General features: G+C 70.3%; 15 protein-coding genes. 9 read left to right on the top strand and 6 right to left on the bottom strand.

The window, feature by feature from the left end:
- The first annotated feature begins 42 nt into the window (after positions 1 to 42).
- The 3 genes from ACQPZW_RS21255 to ACQPZW_RS21245 all read left to right on the top strand — a co-directional run bounded on the left by ACQPZW_RS21255 (position 43) and on the right by ACQPZW_RS21245 (position 6,695).
- Positions 43 to 3,636: a DUF4132 domain-containing protein gene (locus ACQPZW_RS21255; protein WP_433796661.1), complete on the top strand. Its 3,594-nt coding sequence runs from the start codon at positions 43 to 45 to the stop codon at positions 3,634 to 3,636.
- Positions 3,637 to 3,752: 116 nt separating this feature from the next.
- Positions 3,753 to 6,080, top strand: a complete 2,328-nt coding sequence (locus tag ACQPZW_RS21250) for a glycoside hydrolase domain-containing protein (protein ID WP_433796660.1) — start codon at positions 3,753 to 3,755, stop codon at positions 6,078 to 6,080.
- A gap of 57 nt (positions 6,081 to 6,137) precedes the next feature.
- Positions 6,138 to 6,695 carry a hypothetical protein gene (locus ACQPZW_RS21245; RefSeq protein ID WP_433796659.1) on the top strand — a complete coding sequence of 186 codons (558 nt, stop codon included), beginning with the start codon at positions 6,138 to 6,140 and terminating at the stop codon, positions 6,693 to 6,695.
- Between the two features lie 37 nt (positions 6,696 to 6,732).
- Here ACQPZW_RS21245 and ACQPZW_RS21240 read toward each other — a convergent pair whose 3' ends face one another.
- The gene (locus ACQPZW_RS21240) at positions 6,733 to 7,713 is read right to left on the bottom strand and encodes a MerR family transcriptional regulator (RefSeq protein WP_433796658.1); all 981 of its coding nucleotides are present in this window, start codon (positions 7,711 to 7,713) and stop codon (positions 6,733 to 6,735) included.
- 173 nt (positions 7,714 to 7,886) lie between these two features.
- Here ACQPZW_RS21240 and ACQPZW_RS21235 point away from each other — a divergent pair, with 173 nt between their 5' ends.
- The 3 genes from ACQPZW_RS21235 to manD all read left to right on the top strand — a co-directional run bounded on the left by ACQPZW_RS21235 (position 7,887) and on the right by manD (position 10,903).
- Positions 7,887 to 8,609 (top strand): hypothetical protein, encoded by a 723-nt coding sequence (locus tag ACQPZW_RS21235; protein WP_433796657.1) that lies wholly within the window; start codon positions 7,887 to 7,889, stop codon positions 8,607 to 8,609.
- 438 nt (positions 8,610 to 9,047) lie between these two features.
- Positions 9,048 to 9,578, top strand: a complete 531-nt coding sequence (locus tag ACQPZW_RS21230; RefSeq protein WP_433796656.1) for an RICIN domain-containing protein — start codon at positions 9,048 to 9,050, stop codon at positions 9,576 to 9,578.
- A 98-nt stretch (positions 9,579 to 9,676) separates the two neighbouring features.
- Positions 9,677 to 10,903, top strand: a complete 1,227-nt coding sequence (manD, locus tag ACQPZW_RS21225) for a D-mannonate dehydratase ManD (protein WP_433796655.1) — start codon at positions 9,677 to 9,679, stop codon at positions 10,901 to 10,903.
- Positions 10,904 to 10,936: 33 nt separating this feature from the next.
- On the opposite strand, the gene ACQPZW_RS21220 is transcribed toward manD, so the two are convergent.
- On the bottom strand, positions 10,937 to 11,458 hold the full coding sequence (locus ACQPZW_RS21220) for a hypothetical protein (RefSeq protein ID WP_433796654.1): 522 nt from the start codon (positions 11,456 to 11,458) through the stop codon (positions 10,937 to 10,939).
- 61 nt (positions 11,459 to 11,519) lie between these two features.
- The gene (locus ACQPZW_RS21215) at positions 11,520 to 11,987 is read right to left on the bottom strand and encodes a MarR family transcriptional regulator (RefSeq protein ID WP_433796653.1); all 468 of its coding nucleotides are present in this window, start codon (positions 11,985 to 11,987) and stop codon (positions 11,520 to 11,522) included.
- 154 nt (positions 11,988 to 12,141) lie between these two features.
- On the opposite strand from ACQPZW_RS21215, the gene ACQPZW_RS21210 reads away from it, so the two are divergent.
- Positions 12,142 to 13,740 carry a tetratricopeptide repeat-containing diguanylate cyclase gene (locus ACQPZW_RS21210; RefSeq protein ID WP_433796652.1) on the top strand — a complete coding sequence of 533 codons (1,599 nt, stop codon included), beginning with the start codon at positions 12,142 to 12,144 and terminating at the stop codon, positions 13,738 to 13,740.
- A gap of 110 nt (positions 13,741 to 13,850) precedes the next feature.
- On the opposite strand, the gene ACQPZW_RS21205 is transcribed toward ACQPZW_RS21210, so the two are convergent.
- From ACQPZW_RS21205 to ACQPZW_RS21195, 3 genes are all read right to left on the bottom strand, one after another.
- Positions 13,851 to 15,206 (bottom strand): glycosyl hydrolase, encoded by a 1,356-nt coding sequence (locus tag ACQPZW_RS21205; protein WP_433796651.1) that lies wholly within the window; start codon positions 15,204 to 15,206, stop codon positions 13,851 to 13,853.
- A 77-nt stretch (positions 15,207 to 15,283) separates the two neighbouring features.
- Positions 15,284 to 15,844, bottom strand: coding sequence for a hypothetical protein (locus ACQPZW_RS21200; RefSeq protein WP_433796650.1), 561 nt, complete (start codon positions 15,842 to 15,844; stop codon positions 15,284 to 15,286).
- A gap of 238 nt (positions 15,845 to 16,082) precedes the next feature.
- A complete protein-coding gene (locus ACQPZW_RS21195; protein WP_433796649.1) occupies positions 16,083 to 17,060 on the bottom strand; it encodes an esterase/lipase family protein in 978 nt (325 codons plus the stop codon).
- A 400-nt stretch (positions 17,061 to 17,460) separates the two neighbouring features.
- Here ACQPZW_RS21195 and sigK point away from each other — a divergent pair, with 400 nt between their 5' ends.
- Entirely contained in the window at positions 17,461 to 18,081 is a 621-nt protein-coding gene (sigK, locus tag ACQPZW_RS21190; protein WP_433796648.1) for an ECF RNA polymerase sigma factor SigK, read from the top strand.
- A complete protein-coding gene (locus ACQPZW_RS21185) occupies positions 18,078 to 18,803 on the top strand; it encodes an anti-sigma factor (protein WP_433796647.1) in 726 nt (241 codons plus the stop codon). Before sigK ends, ACQPZW_RS21185 begins: the two co-directional genes overlap by 4 nt.
- The last annotated feature ends 64 nt before the right edge of the window (positions 18,804 to 18,867 follow it).

Here is an 18,867-nt window from a genome sequence, read left to right as displayed (position 1 = left end):
CGATACTGTGCCGCCCATCATCCATCGAGCTGGGGAGACAGGGTGCGCAGTTTCGAGCACCGGAGCGCGGGGTCCGCGAAGTTCTGGCAGGTGTCGCAGGAGGGTGCCGCCGTCACGGTCCGGTTCGGACGCGTCGGCACCGCCGGGCAGACGCGGACGAAAGAGCTCGCCACCGAGGAGGCGGCGAGCCTGCACGTGGCCGGCCTGATCGCGGAGAAGGCCGGGAAGGGATACCTGGAGGTGACCTCCGCCGCCGACCCGGCCGCACCGCCCGCGGCAGCCCGTTCCGCACGCGAGGCCGGGCCGGCACAGGACGAGCCGGTGCAGGACGAGCCGGTGCAGGACGAGCCGGTCGAGCTTCCGGACGAGGACACGTTCGTCCTTCCCGACGCGTGGGTGCGCAGGATCCGGCCGCGGCGTGGCGGACGGCCGGGCACCCGGCCGCCCTCGCTGGCCGGCGCGGTGGCCAAGGCCGACGACATCCTGGCGGAGGCACGCGGTCACCGTGAACGGGTGCTGGCGGACGGCCGCAGCGAACCGGATCTGGTGGCCGCCGCCCGTGCGTTCCTCGACGGGAGCCGGATCACCCCACTCGGCGCGGCGGCGACCGCGTGGGCGTCCTGGGACGTCTTCGCCCATCAGCACGTCAAAGCGGCGGTCGCCGACGGGTGGATCGCGGCGCACGGGCTCGACTTCGCGGCGCAGGCGGTCCTGGAGTTGAGCGGTCTGCAGAACGGACGCGGCGGCCACCTCGGCCGCAATGAGCGCATCTCCTACTGGCTGGGCGCCCCGTGGCGGCTGGCGGCGGAGCGCGTCCGGGCCCGCCTCGCCGTCGCCGACGATGCGGCATACGCGCGGGCTCGGCAGGCGATCGAGGCCTACCGGTCCACGAAGCAGCACATGCTTGCGGCGTTCCTGCTCCCCACCGAGCCCGGCTGGCTCGGCGAAGACTGTCCGGCAGAGCTGCGCGACGACTCGCTGGCCGCGTTCGTGGTGTCCACCCCGCAGGAGTGGGAGCGGATCAGCCACCGCGTCCGCGCCTTCGACATGGCGCCGTCGCTCGGACTGCTGGCCACGGTCCTCGATGTGATCGGGCCGATGGTGGGGGCGCGTCTACTCGAGTTGGTGGGTAGGAAAGGTTACTCCGAGGAGCGGCGTGCGGTGTTCAACGGCCTGACGCTGATTCCCACCGACGAGGCGTTCGAGGCGCTGGTCAGCCACGCCGACGACGACCTGACGGAACCCGCGCTGCTGGAGGCCGCGGAACGGTTCCCGGTGCGTGCCCTGCGTCTGCTAGGGCTCGCGGCCGATGCCCCGGGCAGCCACCGGCGCATCACCGAGCTGCTGCACCGCCGCGTCACCGCGAACCCGGAGATCGCACGCGCGGCGCTGCCCGTGCTGCCGGAGGCCTCCCGCCGACAGATCGAGCCGATCCTCGCGTCGCTGTCCACACTGCCGTCCGCACCGGCAGAGCTGCTGCATCCGCTGCTGGCGACGCCGCCGTGGACCAGGGCGCGCACGGTGGACAAGCCGATCGTGGTCGACGGCCTCACCCCGCCGGACGTGACCCGGGTGTGCCGGCTTCCCGGCGAGCGTGAGGCGGAACTGGCGCAGTTCGCGAAGGACGCACCACTGAGCGGCCCGGAGCACTGGGAGCGTACGGCGGCCAACCTGCGCGAGGGACGCAAGCAGCATCCGGCCGATGAGGAGAGGTTCTTCATCGAAGCGCCGCGCTCGATGACGGACGAGTTCCTGGCTCGCTGGCGGCCGGCGGGCTTCTGGTCCCCGAGGTGGACCATGCCCCGCCTGCTCGCCCGCTTCGACGTGGACGCCGTGCCGGTGCTGGTGCACTGCGCCCGCCGCACGGACCAGGCGGACCTCTACGGCCCCCTGCTGCTTCCCGCCGAAGGCCTCGACGTGGCCACCCTGATGGCGGAATGGCTGGGCGGCGGGAAGTCGGTGCGGCGGATCGCGGTGTCCTGGCTGCGCCGGCACCCGGAGTCGGCGGCCCGCGAGCTGGTGCCCGCCGCGGCCGGTCCGGCCGGTGCGGCACGCCGCGCCGCTGAGCAGGCGCTGCGCACGGCGGCCGCGGCGGGTCACGAGGCCGTCGTCCGCGATGCCGCGGTCGCCTACGGCCCCGCCGCCGCCACCGCCGTGGACGCGCTGCTGTCGATCGACCCGGTCGAGATCCTGCCGAAGCGGATGCCGGACCTGCCGGCGTGGGCCGAGGACGTCGCGGCCCACGCCCCGGTCCTCCTGCTTGATCGCCGCCATGCGTTGCCGGCGACTGCCGTACGGCACCTGTGCACCATGCTGGCGTTGTCCCGCATCGGCACGCCGTATCCGGGCGTCGCGATCGTGCGGGAGACCCTGGACCGGGCCTCGCTGGCTGAGTTCGGCTGGTCGCTGTTCCAGAGCTGGGAGTCGGCCGGACGCCCGTCGAAGCAGAGCTGGGCTCTGGAGGCGCTGGCGCTGACCGGTGACGACGACACGGTCCGCCGGCTCGCCCCGATCATCCGCGCCTGGCCCGGCGAAGGCGGTCACGCTCGGGCCGTGACCGGGCTCGACGTGCTCCGGGAGATCGGCTCCGAGGTGGCGCTCATGCATCTGCACGGCATCGCGCAGAAGGTGAGGTTCGCCGGGCTGAAGTATGCCGCGCAGGAGAGGATCGACGTCGTCGCCGGGGAGTTGGGCCTCACCGCCGAGCAGCTGGCCGACCGGCTGGTGCCCGACTTCGGGTTGGACGCTCAGGGCCGGCTCACCCTCGACTACGGACCGCGCCGCTTCGTGGTGGGCTTCGACGAGCAGCTCAGGCCCTACGTGGTGGACGACGACGGCATGCGGCGCAAGGACCTGCCCAAGCCCGGGGCCCGAGACGACGAGACGCTCGCCCCGGCGGCCTACAAGACGTTGGCCGGGCTGAAGAAGGACGTCCGCACGGTGGCCGCGGGCCTGATCCACCGGCTGGAGACGGCGATGGTGGTTCAGCGGCGGTGGACCGCCGACGAGTTTCGGCGGCTGCTCGTGGAGCACCCGCTGATGCGGCACGTGGTGTCGCGCCTGGTGTGGGCGACGTTCACCGCGGAGGGGGCGGTGGGCACCGCGTTCCGGGTGGCCGAGGACGGCAGCCCGGCGGACGTCGACGACAAGGAGCTCACCCTGGCCGACGAGTCCTCGATCGGTGTCGCGCACCCGCTGCACATCGAGTCGGACCTGACCACCTGGACGCGGTTGTTCGTCGACTACGAGATCCTCCAGCCGTTCCCGCAGCTCCAACGGCCGGTACGGCGGTTCACCGCGGAACAGGCCGCCCAGCAGCGACTGACCGAGTTCGTCGGGGCGAACGTCGCGGTCGACCGCCTACTGAAGCTGGAACGGCGCGGATGGTGGTTGCGGAGCGCTCCGATGGACGCGGGCATCCAGGACACCGTGGAGTGCCACCTGCCGGGCCGGGGCGGACTGACCTTTCCCCTCGACCCGGGGATCAGCGTCCAGTTCCCGAACGAGGATCCTGTGCAGACCTTCCGTGACGCGCGCCTCTCCGGGGCGGAGAGCTTCGCGGCCCTGGATCCCGTGATCCTCTCGGAACTGCTGTGCGACCTGCACTATCTCCGACACGGCGGAGCGATGCGATAACGAGCACGGTCCCTCCCGCGACGCCGGTCGGCCGGCGTCGCGGGCCGGGCCGGCTCAGGGCAGGCCCGCGGGTGATGTGTAGGAAGTGTGTAGCGGGCGCCATCACACTCGGCGGCATGGCTGATCCGAGGGTCCTGGAAGCGCAGCAATGGGTGAACGCCACCTACCGGGCGGTCCCCGGCTACGTCCCCTGTGCCGAGACCGGCCGTACCGGATGGGCGACGATGTACTCGCTCACCCGTGGCCTTCAGCACGAGCTCGGCATCACCGCCCTGTCCGACAGCTTCGGCCCGACCACGCTGGCCCGGCTGGAACAGCGCGGGCCGATCGGCCCCGGCTTCCCGAACACCAACATCGTCAAGATCGCCCAGCACGGGTTGTTCTGCAAGGGCTACTACGCCGGCGACACGACGACCGGGACGTACGGCATCTACACGCAGAACGCCGTCCGGGAGTTGCAGACCAACGCCATCGGGGCCACCGGCTTCAACGACATCACGGCGAAATGGTTCAAGGCGATCCTCAACATGGACGCGTACGTGCTGCTCTCCGGTGGTAGCGCCGAGATCCGCACCATCCAGCAGTGGCTCAACGAGCGCTACCGCAACCGGTCGACGTTCTTCATCGGGCCCTGTGACGGGCACTTCTCCCGGGACGTGCAGACCGCCCTGATGAAGGCCATCCAGTACGAGAGCGGGATCCCCGACGCCCAGGCCACCGGCAGTTTCGGCCCGGCGACCCGCGACAGCCTGCGGCGCAACACCGTCGGGCCGGGATCACCGCAGATCTGGGTACGGCTGTTCAGCGCCGCCTGCGTCTTCAACGGCACGGTCGACAACACGAGCACGGTGTTCAAGTCCGGCTGGGACGGCGCCCTCGAACAGTACGTCCGCGCCTTCCAGATGTTCTCGGCACTGAACCCGCCGTACGGCAGGGGCGACTACCCCACCTGGGCGCAGCTGCTGGTGTCCACCGGCGACCCGGACCGTACGGCCACGGCCTGTGACACCAGCCAGCGCATCACCCTGGCCCGGGCGCAGGCCCTGCGGGCGGCGAACTTCACCGTCGTCGGACGGTACCTGGAGAACGCCTCGGCATCCCCGGACGCGCTGGACAAGCAGATCAAGCCCGGCGAGCTGGCCGACATCTTCACCGGTGGCCTGCGCGTGTTCCCGATCTCGCAGTACGACGGCCGCAGCATCGACAACTTCACCTACTCCACCGGGTACCTGCACGGGAAGCGGGCGCACGAGCGGGCTGTCGGTCACGGCTTCAACCGGGGCACCGTGATCTACTTCGCGGTCGACTTCGACGCCACCGACGACCAGATCGACAGCAACATCCTGCCGTACTTCCACGGCGTGCAGGCGGCACTGGCCGAGATGGGCCGGCGTTACGTCGCCGGCGTGTACGGGTCCCGCAACGTGTGCACTCGGGTCACCTCGCAGGCGTACACCCGCTTCTCCTTCGTCTCCGGCATGTCCTACGGCTTCTCCGGCAACCTCGGTTTCCCGCTGCCGGGCAACTGGTCGTTCAACCAGATCAAGGAGATCTCGTTCAACGCGAACGGCGACGCGTTCCCGCTGGACCGGGTGGTGCACCGGCCGTTCAGCGACCCGGGCGTGGGCAACGTCGGCGACGACTACTCGACCATCGAGGTCTTCCTGCGCTACATCGACGACCTCTATGAGACGGCGGTCGCGTACGGCGTCGGCGACCCGAACCTGCGCGTCATGGAGTTCCTGCGCTATCCCACCTACGTCGATCTCTACACCGGATTCCAGTTGCTGATGGGCGATGTCGACCGCGCCTGGATCGCGTGGGCCGAGGACAACGGGCCGAGCCGGTTGCCGACGTTCCGGGATCCGCAGTTCGGCGTCACCATCAACGCCGACCACCTCGGCGCGACCGCGAACGGCGAGTTCCTGGTCGGCGGCGGCTTCAGCGACGTGCCCACCCGAGGGGACTTCTCCGGCTGGGGCGGTGACCTGGCGACGTTCTACGGCGAGTGGCGCAACAACGCCGACTCGTACGCGTCCGGCTACGCCTTCTGCCGGGACCGGCTGGCCAAGGTCGACGTGGCATCGTCGTTCCCGCTCAGCGACCTCATCGAAGACGCCGACGGGCACTTCGTCGGCTCCCAGCTGCGTCTCTACGGCGGCCGGATCAACGACGTGCTCCGCTCCCGGCTCACCAACGGCACGACCGGCCGCTTCATCCGCTTCCACGGCCGTTTCGGCGGCGATCCAGGGCGTACGGTCACCGTCGCCCGCAACATGCTGACCAGCAACTACGACGACGAGGATCTCGCCCTCCTGTGCGCGGCGGCGATCCGCAGCACCGGCGGCTGGAACTGCCTGATGCCGGCGGACATGCCGGCCGACAAGCTCGACCCGTTCCTCGAGGGCTGGGCGGAGACCCTGCGCCTGCTCGCCGAGGGCTGACCCGCCCGTACCGCTGCCGAACCGCACCGCTGCCGCCGAACCGAGGAGCGAACCCCCATGGCCCCCTCTCGACGTATTCTCCTCGGCGGTCTGGGTGCCGCCGCCGCGGTGACGGTGGCGCCCCTGCCCGCCGTCGCGGCACCGCCTCCGCGCCTGACCACGTTCGTGGTGGAGGGCTCCGACGCCTCGGTGGCCCTGCTTCCCGGGGCGACGGCGACCGTCCTGCTGCACGTGGTGCGCCGTTTCCACTACGAGATCGCCCCCGTCGGCCTCGGCGACGTCCGACCGTCCCGCTCGGGGACCGCGCTGGTGGTCCACCCGCACCGGTTTCCGGCCGGCGCCCGCGGCGGGTTGTTCCCGCACGAGCTGGCCGTGGTGCGCGACATCCTGGCCGACTGCGCCGGCACGGTCCGCTGGGGTGGCGACGACCGGGACGACCCCTGTGAGGGGCTGTTCCGCATCACCACGTCACCCCACGACCGGGTCCTAGCCCGCACCGCCGGCCGGCTCGGCGGCACGGTCACCGGCAGCCCGCCGGATCCCTTCAGCCCCGTACGCCGACGTGCCGCCCGCGACCTGGCCGACCGGCAGGCCACCGGGAAGGACCCATGGTGATCCGCAAGCCCTCCGCCTGCTCGCGACCGCCGCACTACTACCGACCAGCGCGCTGGTGATCGCCGGCCCGGCGCCGGCCTCCGCTGCCCGGCCCGGCCGACTGCGCGTCGGCGTCTAAGGAATCGGGTGGGTCCTGGGCGTACATCTCGCCGGTCAGTTCCAGGCAGCGCAGGCGGGCCGGGGAGAAGTCGTAGGGCATCTTGCCGATGGCCTGGACCGCGCTCATGGAGCCGGCCTCCCGTCTACCGGAGCTGAGGCCCGCCTCGTCGTCGGCGGGAGGCGGGTGCAGAGTGTCCCAGGCGTCGAAGAGGGCGTCGTCGTCCTTGTCCAGGCCGGACTCCTCGATGAAGGCCTGCAGGGCGCTCTCGAAGGCGTGCCGCTCGACGGCCACCCGGGCCACCCGGGGATCATCGACGGCGACGCTGTCGTCGAGTGCCTCCTCGGCGTCGTCGACGCGGTCGGAGGCCTCCCGCAGAGAGGGGTGCGTGGCCAGGGCGACGAAGCGGGTGGCCTGGACGGCCGCGCCGAGCGGGCCGAAGATCCGCTCCGTGACCAGCAGAGTGTCCAGGTCCGCCTGGCGCAGGGAGCCGTCGGGCAGGCTCTTGAGGCGTTCGGTGACGAAGTCGGAGAGCAGGCCCATCCGGCTGCCGTCGGCGCGCATCCGCTGCACGGCGGCCCGTTGCCGCCGCAACTCCGCCTCCTGTTCGGCGAGGGTCTCCTCCAACCGCTCCAGGATCCCCGCGACACCGTCTCCGCTGTCCGCACCGGCGAAGGCCATGCCGGTGGTGAAGGCGTCACGGATGTCGTCCAGGGCGATCCCGGCGTCGGCCATCTTGCGGATCCACAGCAGACGGATCATGTCCTCGTACCCGTAGCGACGCCGGCCGTCACCGCCCCTCTCGGGCTCCGGGAGCAGGCCGATGTCGTGGTAATGGCGAATCGCCCGTGGCGTGATGCCCACGAAGGCCGCCGCGTCACCGATCTTGACCCGGCGGGGTGGGAGAAAGGACGAAGGCATGAGCAGGGACCTCTCTCCAGGGATCGGGACGTGGGTCCACTGGATCACATGCCGCTACGGAAGGTGCAACCCCGCACTCCGCGTCCGGCGTCGCCCATCCGCCTGCTCCGGCGACTGATCCGGGAAGGCGCCTGAATATCGGCGAGGTCGGTGAACGTCACCGGCTACGACGGGTGCGACAGGCCTTGCAGCGGGAGCGCCGCACGGCGGAGATCTGTCTCGCGGTGCTCCCGGTCAGCGCCGTGGAGTCTCTGCATCCGCGCCGCGAGACGGGCCGGTGCTCCTGCACGGCTCGGCGGATGTCCGACGCGCTCGCCCCGCCCGGCCCGGTCACGCTGGCGCTGTCGACGGTGTCGCTGACAGTGTGGCGCCGCACCCGGGGCCGGTACGAGCTCTCTCACGAGCTGCCGCTCGGCGACATTCACTCGGCCCGACTCGTACGTACGGTGTACCGGCTGCTCAGCCCGTTCCGCGGCGACGTCACCGACGTGGACGGTGGACGGCTTCCGGCCGGGCTCACCTATCGGCTCCGGCTGGCCATGGCCGATCGCTCGGATCTTTCGCTGTCGGCGCGGTCCCGGCACAACGCCAGACTGTTCCTGGAGTTGTTCACCCAGGTGCTCCGCGACAGAGAGCTGCGGATCCTGGCCGTCCTGGAGCGCGATGACCGTACCCCCTTCGATGAACTGCGGCAACGGACCGGCATGGCCGCCGTCGCGCTGACCCGGGAGCTGCGGGCCATGGCCGCCCGGGGCCTGGTCGACCTCGTCGCTCCGGACGGCTCCGCGACGCAATCGGCATCCGCCGCGATCACCGAGACCGGCCTGCATCTGCTGTGGGTGAAGGCGGACAGCGTTGCCCGGACCGTCACGCCCGACAACGACATCCCGATCTGAGCGGACGCCGAGGTGCCGGGCGGGACGGGTGACCGTCCCTCCCGTGCGGACCACGCGGCCGGCCGAGGCGCACGGGTGCCCCGCACGGCGGTGGCGCGTAGGCCGTTCGGGTGGATGTCGGATGCGGTGTGCCCCGACGGTCCCGAATGCCCATTGCACCGCGTGATCGTCACGCTCCACATAGCTTCGTCGCCTGCGAGGCGATCACGAATGCCGTCAAGCAGCCGCGGCCACCCACGTGTCCGTGACGGTCGCCGAGGAGGACGGCAATCTGCGGCTGATGGACCGGTAGGGCCACGGCGGCCCTGGCGGGTTTCCCTCTCGTCCTGGCGGGCCAGCGCCACGGCGCGGTGTCGGGCCGAGGGCCGAAGCTGACTCCTGTCACCGGCCGGGTCCGGTGGCTCCGTTTCCCGACGACCGAAGGACGGCACCGCGACCATGAGAACCTGTCTCCGGACGGCAGCGGTCTTCGCTGCAGCCGTCGTAGCCGTGACCGCGCTCGCCAACCCCGCCCAGGCCACCCGGCGCGCGGCGCCGTCGCTCATGGCGAGCGGCGTGATGATCGTCAACAGCGTCTCCAAGCTGTGCGTGCAGGTCGCTGACGCGTCCACCCGCCGGGGAGCACGCATCCAGCAGTGGGCCTGCGGAACCGCCACGCATCGACGGTGGAACCACAACGATCTCGGTGGTGGCTACGTCCAGTACTCCAACCTCAACAGCAACATGTGCCTGGCCGCCGTCTGGGGCACGACGAACGTCACGCAGGAGCCCTGCAACTCCACGGACGGTCAGCAGGCCTGGCGCTGGCTGCCGGCCGACGCCTTCGGTAACCAGGTGCTGGTCAACACCACGCCGTGGGGTGACTCGTGCCTGGCGCTGAAGCCGTTCTCGTGGGTGAACGGCCGGGTGATCGGCATCGCCGATTGCGCGACCACGTCCGCTCAGCTGTGGCACCCCGCGACGGACTGACGGACGGTCGCCGGTGCCGGCGGGGTCACCGGGCAGTAGCGTCGGTGCCACTCACGGCGGTCTCGCCGGTGCCAGAGGTTGAAAGGGACCACCCTCACATGAAGATCGTCGACGCCCGGGTCATCGTGACCAGTCCGGGACGCAACTTCGTCACGTTGAAGATCACCACGGACGAGGGTGTGACCGGGCTCGGCGACGCCACCCTCAACGGCCGTGAGCTGTCGGTCGTGTCCTACCTGCGGGACCACGTCGTACCCCTGCTGATCGGTCTCGACCCGCATCGCATCGAGGACACCTGGCAGACGCTGTACCGCGGCGCCTACTGGCGGCGCGGGCCGGTGAGCATGGCCGCGATCGCGGCGGTCGACGTCGCGCTCTGGGACATCAAGGCCAAGGTGTGTGGGCTGCCCCTCTACCAGTTGCTCGGCGGCGCGTCCCGGGAGCGGGTCCGCACCTACGGGCATGCGAACGGCCGGGACATCCCGGAGCTGCTCGACTCGGTCCGGGCGCGGCTGGCCGAGGGATACCAGAGCATCCGCGTCCAGAGTGGCGTCCCCGGCCTGCGGACCGTCTACGGTGTGCACGCCGGGACGGCGATCGCCGAGGTGGTCGACGGGCAGCGCGTCGACGCGGCGGCGCTGCCGGTGGTCGAGGACTGGGACACCGGCGCGTACCTGCGGCACCTGCCCAAGGTCCTGGAGGCGGTGCGCCACGAGTTCGGCCCGGACCTGCCGCTGCTGCACGACGCCCACCACCGTCTCACCCCACAGCAGGCCGCCCGCCTGGGCAGGGAGATCGAGCGCTTCGACCTGTTCTGGCTCGAGGACTGCACTCCGGCCGAGGACCAGCGGGCCTTGCGCATGGTCCGCCAGCACACGAGCGTCCCGTTGGCGATCGGCGAGGTGTTCAACACCGTCTTCGACTATCAGACGCTCATCGACGAGCAGCTCATCGACTACGTGCGCTCGGCGGTCACCCACTTCGGCGGGGTGACGCCGCTGCGCAAGCTCTTCGACTACGCCGCGACCCGGCAGATCAAGAGCGCGATCCACGGGCCGGAGGACATCTCGCCGGTCGGTATGGCCGCCGCGATCCACCTGGACCTGGCGATCCACAACTTCGGCATCCAGGAGTACTCCGGGCACACGGCGCTGACGAACGAGGTCTTCCGGCACGGGTACGTGTTCGCCGACGGCCATCTGCACCCGGGTTCGGAACCCGGCCTCGGCGTGGAGCTGGACGAGGACCTGGCGGCGGCGCATCCGTACAGGCGCGCCTATCTGCCGGTCAACCGTCTGCCCGACGGGACGATCCACGACTGGTGATCCCTCGACGGCTTCCCGAGATCCTGGCAGGCGTCACCCGCGGAGGTCCGGGAATGTTCCGAAGGGGCCGACCGGACCGCTGGTCATCGTCAGGTTGACGACTCCGGTGGGGACCTTCGACAGCGGCGGCCGCGATGGTGGCGCGGCGGTCATGCCGAGGGTGATGTGCGGACGGTAGTCGTCGCCGACCAGGCCCAAGGGCTGATGCCCGAGCCGTAGGAACTGCTGGTGGAGGTCGTCCAGCGCGGGGCTGCGGATGACCTCCAGGCCGAAGTAGTAGCCGCCGGTCGGGACATAGTGATCACCGGGCGGGACGACCGAGTAGAGCAGTCCGATGATCGTCGCCGGGAAGACCCGGCCGCGGTGCGGAACCGTCGCCGCGATGATTCCGGCCGTCCGGTCCTCGGCACACTCGACGTGCAGGACGGAGACATGCGGTGGCGCGTTCTCCCCCAGCAGCATCAGCGGCTCGTGACCGTCGCCGATCGCGTGTGAGAGGTCGACCAGGGAGCGTGAGGTCTCCACGTCCGGCCGCAGTACCACCCCGTACGCCATGTCGATCATTCCTTCCCGGGTCGGGTGTCGAGGAGATCGCCGCCATCGAGTCGGCGCCGAATCAGCGCGCCAGCGCGTCGAGCGCCAGCGCGTCGAGCGCCAGCGCGTCGAGCGCCAGCGCGTCGAGCGCCTTGACGACCGTCGCCACCCGTTCGGCTCCTTGCGTGGCCTTCCAGCGCTCGTAGATCGCGTCGAAGGCAGCGGCGCCGACCGCGACGGCCTCGCGGCCGAGATCGGTCACGGCGAGCTGTTTGCGCCGGCCGTCCGCTGCGTCGGCGGCACGGGCGACATATCCGAGCGCTTCGAGGGAGGCGATCGTCTTGGCCGCGGCCTGGCGACTGACGCCGATCGCCCGCCCGAGGTCGGAGGCGCTGTCCGCACCGGCGTCGATGGCCTGCATGGCCAGTTCGTTGGCGACGGTCAGGCCGGGGTGCCCGGCCCGGGTGAGCTCGGCACGCACCTCGGCGGCCATCGCATCGAACGCGCCCAGCAGGAGCCGCGCGAACCGGGCGCCGGTGAGGTCCTCCACACGACGACCGTAGTGCAGCACGCGGCGATTGACAACCTGGTTGCGTACTCCCGGGATGAGCGGCCGGCGGCCGCGCGGCCCGATTCGGGCGTGCAGGTCGGCGGCATGCGCCCGGAATCGTCATGAACGGCGAAAGCCCGCCGATGGGAGCGACATGGTGGTACGGGCGGGGCTCGGCGGGGCTGAGGCTACGGAAGAGCAGTTGGCGGCCGAGATCGAGGCGATCGAGGGGCGGCCTCGGCAGGACTGCGATCCCGTCGACGGAATCGTCCGGATCCGTGAGCTCCAACACCAGGCGCAGGGCGTCGACCGGCTCGATCTGTACCAGCGGACCCGGGTGATCGAGGCCGACATGCTGGGCCGCCAGGGTGATCTTGCGGCTGCCGGGCGCATCCTGCACGACGTTCAGGCGTGGGCCGCGACCCACTCACACCCGCATCTGTTGACCCTCAGCCACTGGCAGTTGGCGATCCTCTTCGGTCAGCTCGGTGACGCCACCAGCATGCTGGAGCATGCCGTGCGGGCCATGGAGTCCGTCAACGCGATCGTTCCGGAAGCATCCCCGATGCTGCGGGCCCGGTGCACCATGGCGCTGGCCGACGCGTACGGCGACGCCGGTGACTTTGCCGCGGCCAGGGATCGCTACGCGGAGGCCGAGCGACTGGCCATCGCGTTGCCCGAGGTCCACGCGAGGCTGATCATCCTGAACAACCTCGCCTACACCGAGTGTCAGGCCGGTGAGCTCGGGGCGGCCACCGAGGCGGCGGACCGCCTTCTGGCGCTCATCGACCATCACGGGTTCCCTCTCGACGACAGCAGCCGGGACACCATCGCCAAGGTGTGGCTGGCCACGGGCCGCCACGCCGAGGCCATCACGCTGCTTCACTCCTCGAACGAGGAGTTCGACAACCAGTACGAGGAAGCGAACTCGGTCGCCAGCTGCCTGGTGACGCTCGCCGAGGCGTACCGCATGGCCGGCGATCTCGTTCAGGCGAACGCAGCCCTCGACCGCTGCCGGGCACTGTGCGAGCAGCGCGGTCTCGCCTCCGTAGGTCTCGAAGCACAGCAGCTGAAAGCGGAGTTGCTCGGCGTGGCCGGCCTGTTCGAGGAGGCCTTCACGACCCACAAGGCCTTCCACGCAGCGTCGATGCGGCTGCACTCCGCCCAGCGCGATGCGCGAGCCCGTGTCCTGCAGGTGATGTACGAGACGGAGGAAGCACGTCAGGCCGGTGAACTGGCGCGTCAGCTCGCCGTACGGGATCCGCTCACCGGCCTCTACAACCGGCGGTTCGTCGACACCGAGCTACCGCTGCTGCTGCACCGCACCGCCGAGACCGGCACCTCGCTCTCCGTCGCCGTCCTGGACCTCGACCACTTCAAGCGCATCAACGACACGTGCTCCCACGAGGCGGGCGACAAGGTGCTGCGAACAGTGGCCGATCTGATCACGGCCCGCGCCCAGACGCTCGACGGAGCCTTCGGCGCTCGCCTGGGTGGCGAGGAGTTCCTACTGGTGATGCCCGGGGTCGACGGAGTCGCCGCCGCCGCGGAGATGTCCGCTCTGCGGCAGGCGATCCGACAACACGATTGGCACCCGATCACCGGTGACCTGCCGGTGACGACCAGCATCGGCATCAGCGACTCCTCCCGTGGCCACGGCACCGTGGCCGACATGCTGCGAGAGGCCGACATGCTGTTGTACGAGTCGAAGGCCAACGGCCGAGACAGAGTGACCAGCGCCCCACGTCCGTAGCCGTCCGCACCCCACCGACGGGGACCGCCGGCAGCCGCCCTGACAACGATGGTGGCAACGGGGCCTGGCGGGTGTCGAACGCTCCGGCACCCGCCAGGCCCCTCCATCACTCAGCCGCGGAGGTTCGGTAGCTCGTCGCGCGTGACGACGTAGCTGTGCCCGTACACGGTGCGCAGGTGGCTCAGGGAATTGCTGACGGTCAGATGGTTGCCGTGCCACGTTGCGAACAGCACCCATCGAGCGCCGGTCGATTGCAGTCGGCCGGGGTCGGGGATCGGGCCGTTCTCGTGCAGCGCGATCGGCAGGCTGGTGCCGTAGATTCCGCGCGAGGCGTTGTACATGGCCAATTGAGGGTCGTAGTTGCCGTCTCCGGCGTAGGTGTCGGCGCCTCCGACGTCGACCCACTGCCGTCCCGGGTAGAACGCGGAGTTCGGCTGCCCGTTGTACCCGTGCAGCCAGACGAGGTGGTGCAGTCCTCTGGTTTTCGTCAGATAGTTGAAGGTGTACTGCCAGAGCCTGTTGTACTGGGCGCCGCCCTCCATGCTCCACCAGAACCAGGTGCCGCCCGCCTCGTGGAACGGGCGGAAGATCACCGCACCGCCGGAGACCCGGTTGAGTTGCGCGGCGACGGCGTCGAGGCGCTGGTTGAGTCGCCGGTTGTCGGCGGTGCCCGCGGTGAGCGCGGCGGAGATGTCGGCTCGTTGGCGCGAGCTGTCGTAGCCGTCGGCGTCGAGTGCCGGTGAGCCCATGTGGTAACCGACCATGGGGATGCCGCCGGCGTTCCACCAGGCAGCGGCGCGGGCGCCGAAGTCGGGGGAATCTCCCATGTCGAGGCCCCTGATGGCGGGGTACTTCCCGGTGTTCTGCTGGATGTGGTTGATCTCGTAGTCCGGGCCGCCGATCCAGGTGGACTCCTGCTGCCCGCTGAGGATGTGGTTGCCGTACTGGCTGTAGAGGTAGCAGAGCAGGCGGCGGGCCGCCGGGGTGGCCTGCGGATCGACGGGCGCGACCGTACAGGTGCCGCCGGGCGGGGTGGCCGGTGAACTGGTGGGCGGGTTGGGCACGGTGCCGGTGCACGCGGTGCCGTTGAGGGCGAAGCCGGTGGGTGTCGCCGCTGATCCGGTGCCGTTGAAGCCGAAGCCTGTCGTCGCGTTCGTGGCGACGGCCGCGTTGTAGGCGACATTGCGAACCGTGACCGCTGCTCCTGTCTGGGTGTGGCTGCCGTTCCACATCTGGCTGACGGTCTGGCCCGACGGGAAGGTGAAGGTGAGGTTCCAGCCGTTGATGGGATCACCGAGGTTCGTGATCGCCACGTCCGCGCCGAAGCCGCCCTGCCATGAGCTCGTGATGGTGTACGCGACGCGGCAACCGGCGGCCGCCTGAGCGTTCGTGGCGATCACCGATCCGGCCGCGGCGACCACCAGAGTGGCACCGGCGAGTGTGGTGATACGTGTTCTTGTTCGCATCCGTCCTCCAACTCCTGTATCCACAGATTTCGGGTACATCGACACCGTTCGATGGGAGATCTGCCCGGGCCGCGAGGTCAGATCGGCGGCACGTTCACCCAGAAGCGGGTGTCGTCGGTGCGGTAGCGGGAGTTGGAGTTGATCTGGTCGCGGATCCAGTACACGGCGTTGCGGTAGTTGGCGATGTCCTGGGTGTTCGGGTTGTTCAGGCCGGTCTGGCCGTTGCGGTGACCAGCGAACCAGGTGTACTCGCCCCACTTGCCCTGTGCCGCGCGGCGGACCTGGACATCCCAGCTGAGGTTGCTGTTGAGGGCGGCGCCGGCGTTCCACTCGTTCGCGCCGTAGCCGCGGTACTGCGACACCGACTGGCGGATCATGTGCCAGTTCTGTTTGAAGATGCCGAAGTTCGCGGCGTCTCCGGTCTTGCCGTCACCGTAGGTGTAGTCGGTGGTCATCCGGTCCGTCTCGAGCATGGCGATGGCCAGGTCGAGCACGGTGCCGCCGTTGTTGAGCACTGCCTGTTTGCGGCTGCCGAGTCCGAAGACGGTGTAGGAGCCGCGGTCGGCGGCCCGGGCGGGGGCGGGGGCGAGCAGCACGGCCGTCAGTACGGCCAGGAGCAACGCCGGGAGGCGTCTCATGGGGGATCTCCTTCCGGACCGCATCGGGGAGTGCGGTCGACTGAGGATGGCGGGGGTCGTCATCCACGTACGGGGATGCCGGGGAATCTAAAATTATTTAACTAAGTGGTCAAGCGCGCTCACATCGACGATGCCGAATTCTTTGCCCAAGCAGCCCATGGATACAAAATCGCCCCGTGGCCTTGCCCGCCGCCCTGCCCCCGACTATCTTCAGCGACTTAAGCAAGGGCGACCGCGCTCAGTCGCCTCGCTGTCCGGCGGGCCCGGCGAGACCGGCGTAGGGGCGCAGCTCAGGTTCGGCGGCGACCCAGGTGGCGGTCAGAGCACTGCTGGCGAAGTTGGCCACGAAGACCGGCAGGGCGGCCAGATAGGCGCCGGTGTCGATGCCGGGCATGAGGGCCCTCCAGCACACCGAACGGTGCACTCGCCGCGTATCAGCCGGTCCCGGATGACCCAGGGCGTCGATCGTCAGCGCGTAGGCCACCGCGTCGCCGAGCAGGCCGACGTGTTCGACCACCCGGCCGGGGCAGATGCTCTGCACCACGGCGGTGGTGACACCGGGCAGCCGGCTGGCGGCGGGTTGCGGCACCACCAACTCGTCGAACAGGGTGGCGACGGCCGTGTAGGACGGGCCGGTCGGCAGTGGAGCACTGTTGAGCGCGCGAATGAAGTCGGAGCCGGTGCGGAACTGCCACACCGCCTCGGGGCAGCGTCCCGGAAGGCGGCACACCCCGATCGCGGGCACCGTTCCCTGCAGCGGCGGCGCGAGACCGACGTAGTCGTCCACGAGCCCGGCGATGTCGGGCCAGAAGCGCAGTGCCCACAGTGGCTGCAGGGTGCCCTGGCTGTGGCCGATGACCGAGACGGCCCGTCCGGACCGAGACGCCATCTCCCGGATGGCGTGGACGACATACTCGGCCGAGGTCTGTATGTCGTTCCAGCCCCGTGCGGGTAGCGCCACGGTGCACACCGGGTGCCCCAGGGCGGGCAGCACGCGGGCGTAGCCGAAGGCCCACGACTCGTCCGGGGTGCTGCTCGTGCCGTGCACCAGCAGCACCGGCGCTCCGACCGAGCCGGACAGAGGCGAAGGGCAGTGCAGAGCCGCGGCGAGGACGGCGGGTGAGGTGTCCAGGGCCGGCCCCGGTGGGGCGGCGACGGCCGGGGAGGGCACGAGAGCGATGACGATGACGGCGACGAGAGCGGCGAATCTGGACATGGAGAATCCCCATCGACACGAGGGGTACGGCCGGACCTCCCGGTCACAGCCGTCGGGACACAACTGCGCACTAGGCACGGTGATCACCGGCAGCGACGGCCGGCCGGCGCCCCGGGCACCACTCGGCAGCGACGGTGGATCGTCTGCCGACAGTGAGAGTGGTCCTGGCAGTCCGCGTGGCGGCCGCCGTGTGAATGAAATTAACAGCCTGTTGGCAATGTGCCAATAGCTCCACGCTCAAGAGCGTCGATACCGTCGGCAACCGTCACCGCGGCGGCGAAACCGACCTTCGCCAACGGCCAGACCGTCACCCCCCTCTTCCCGGCGCTCGGACCCATCCGGTGATCCTTCGGCTCCGAATCACCGCGTAGGTATCGAGCGCTACGAGGGATGGTTGTCGATGGCCCCATACGGCACGAGCCGCCGGGCGGAGCATCTGAGCCGGGTTCCCGACCCGGCCCCGACGGGACCCGCGGATGCGAGCGACCTGTTACAGGCGGTCGGTCGCGGCGACGAGGAGGCCTTCGCCCGGCTCTACGACCTGGTGGCGCCACGGGTGTACGGGCTGATCCGGCGGGTGCTGCGGGATCCGGCGCAGGCCGAGGAGGTGGCCCAGGAGGTCCTGGTGGAGGTGTGGCGCACCGCGGCCCGGTTCGACCCGGGTGGCGGATCGGCGACGTCGTGGGTGTTCACGATCGCCCATCGGCGGGCGGTCGACCGCGTCCGTGCCGAGCAGGCGTCGGTGCAACGGACGGTCAGGGCGGGCGCGGCGGCCATCGACACCCCGTACGACGAGGTGGCCGACGAGGTGGCCGAACGGTTCGAGCGCCGGCAGGTGCGGAACTGCCTGGACGACCTGACCGACCTGCAACGGCAGGTGGTCACCATGGCGTACTACCAGGGGCACTCCTATCCGCAGGTCGCGGAGCTGTTGAAGACGCCATTGGGCACGGTGAAGACCCGGATGCGTGACGGTCTGATCCGGTTGCGCGATTGCCTGAGTGTGGAGGTGACGGCATGACCGCCGACGTTCACTCGCTGGTCGGCGCGTATGTGCTGGACGCCGTCGACGACCTGGAACGGGCCGCCGTCGATCGTCACCTGCGGGAGTGCGACTCGTGCCGGAGCGATGCCGCCGAGTTGCGGGAGGCCACGGCACGCCTGGCGGACGGCGCCTGGTCGGTGCCGCCGCCACGGCTGCGCGACGACGTCCTGGCCGCGGTCGCGACCACGCGCCAGGTGCCGGCGGAGCCGTCCCGTCGGTCGCGGCAGCCGGCGAGGTCGCGGTGGGTCGCCGCGGCCGCCGCGGTGGTCGTCGCCGCCGGTACGGGCACGGCTGTCTTCACCGTTCAGGAGCAGCGGGTCCGCGATCAGCGTTCGGTGGCCGAGGCCGCGGGTGCGCGTGAGGCCGAGGTGCGCGACATCCTGGCGGCGCCCGATGTGGTGCTGCGGGATCAGCCGTTGACCGGCGGCGGCAAGGTCACCGTGGCGTTCTCACGGTTGCGTGACTCCGGGGTGATCCTGATGGCCGCGGACGCGGCGCCGGCGGACGGCCGGGTGTTCCAGCTGTGGACGGTTCGCTCCGGAACCCCCGTGTCGGAGAGTGTCCTCGCGGTCGGTCAGACCTCGGTCGTGACGGTGGTCGCGGGCATGTCGGCGGCGTCCGCGGTCGGTGTCTCGGTGGAGCCGCCCGGTGGATCGCCGGCGCCGACGGTGACGGTGGCCGGCGTGAAAACAATCTGAGATCCCACCAATCCGGCGCGCGGTTCGCTCCGAATCAAGGGTGAAGGTACCGAAATGAGAGGAA

The organism is Actinoplanes sp. CA-252034 (genome assembly GCF_050956125.1).
GTDB lineage: Bacteria > Actinomycetota > Actinomycetes > Mycobacteriales > Micromonosporaceae > Actinoplanes.
The sequence above is the reverse complement of the archived record's forward strand: the minus strand, read 5'-3'. Positions and strand labels throughout refer to the sequence as shown.

What these genes read in the sequence shown, in the direction of transcription:
- ACQPZW_RS21250 (WP_433796660.1), top strand. Translation starts at nt 3,753, where the DNA reads ATGGCTGATCCGAGGGTCCTGGAAGCGCAGCAATGGGTGAACGCCACC.
- ACQPZW_RS21245 (WP_433796659.1), top strand. Translation starts at nt 6,138, where the DNA reads ATGGCCCCCTCTCGACGTATTCTCCTCGGCGGTCTGGGTGCCGCCGCC.
- ACQPZW_RS21240 (WP_433796658.1), bottom strand. Translation starts at nt 7,713, where the DNA reads ATGCCTTCGTCCTTTCTCCCACCCCGCCGGGTCAAGATCGGTGACGCG.
- ACQPZW_RS21230 (WP_433796656.1), top strand. Translation starts at nt 9,048, where the DNA reads ATGAGAACCTGTCTCCGGACGGCAGCGGTCTTCGCTGCAGCCGTCGTA.
- manD (WP_433796655.1), top strand. Translation starts at nt 9,677, where the DNA reads ATGAAGATCGTCGACGCCCGGGTCATCGTGACCAGTCCGGGACGCAAC.
- ACQPZW_RS21220 (WP_433796654.1), bottom strand. Translation starts at nt 11,458, where the DNA reads ATGGCGTACGGGGTGGTACTGCGGCCGGACGTGGAGACCTCACGCTCC.
- ACQPZW_RS21210 (WP_433796652.1), top strand. Translation starts at nt 12,142, where the DNA reads ATGGTGGTACGGGCGGGGCTCGGCGGGGCTGAGGCTACGGAAGAGCAG.
- ACQPZW_RS21205 (WP_433796651.1), bottom strand. Translation starts at nt 15,206, where the DNA reads ATGCGAACAAGAACACGTATCACCACACTCGCCGGTGCCACTCTGGTG.
- ACQPZW_RS21200 (WP_433796650.1), bottom strand. Translation starts at nt 15,844, where the DNA reads ATGAGACGCCTCCCGGCGTTGCTCCTGGCCGTACTGACGGCCGTGCTG.
- ACQPZW_RS21195 (WP_433796649.1), bottom strand. Translation starts at nt 17,060, where the DNA reads ATGTCCAGATTCGCCGCTCTCGTCGCCGTCATCGTCATCGCTCTCGTG.
- sigK (WP_433796648.1), top strand. Translation starts at nt 17,461, where the DNA reads ATGGCCCCATACGGCACGAGCCGCCGGGCGGAGCATCTGAGCCGGGTT.
- ACQPZW_RS21185 (WP_433796647.1), top strand. Translation starts at nt 18,078, where the DNA reads ATGACCGCCGACGTTCACTCGCTGGTCGGCGCGTATGTGCTGGACGCC.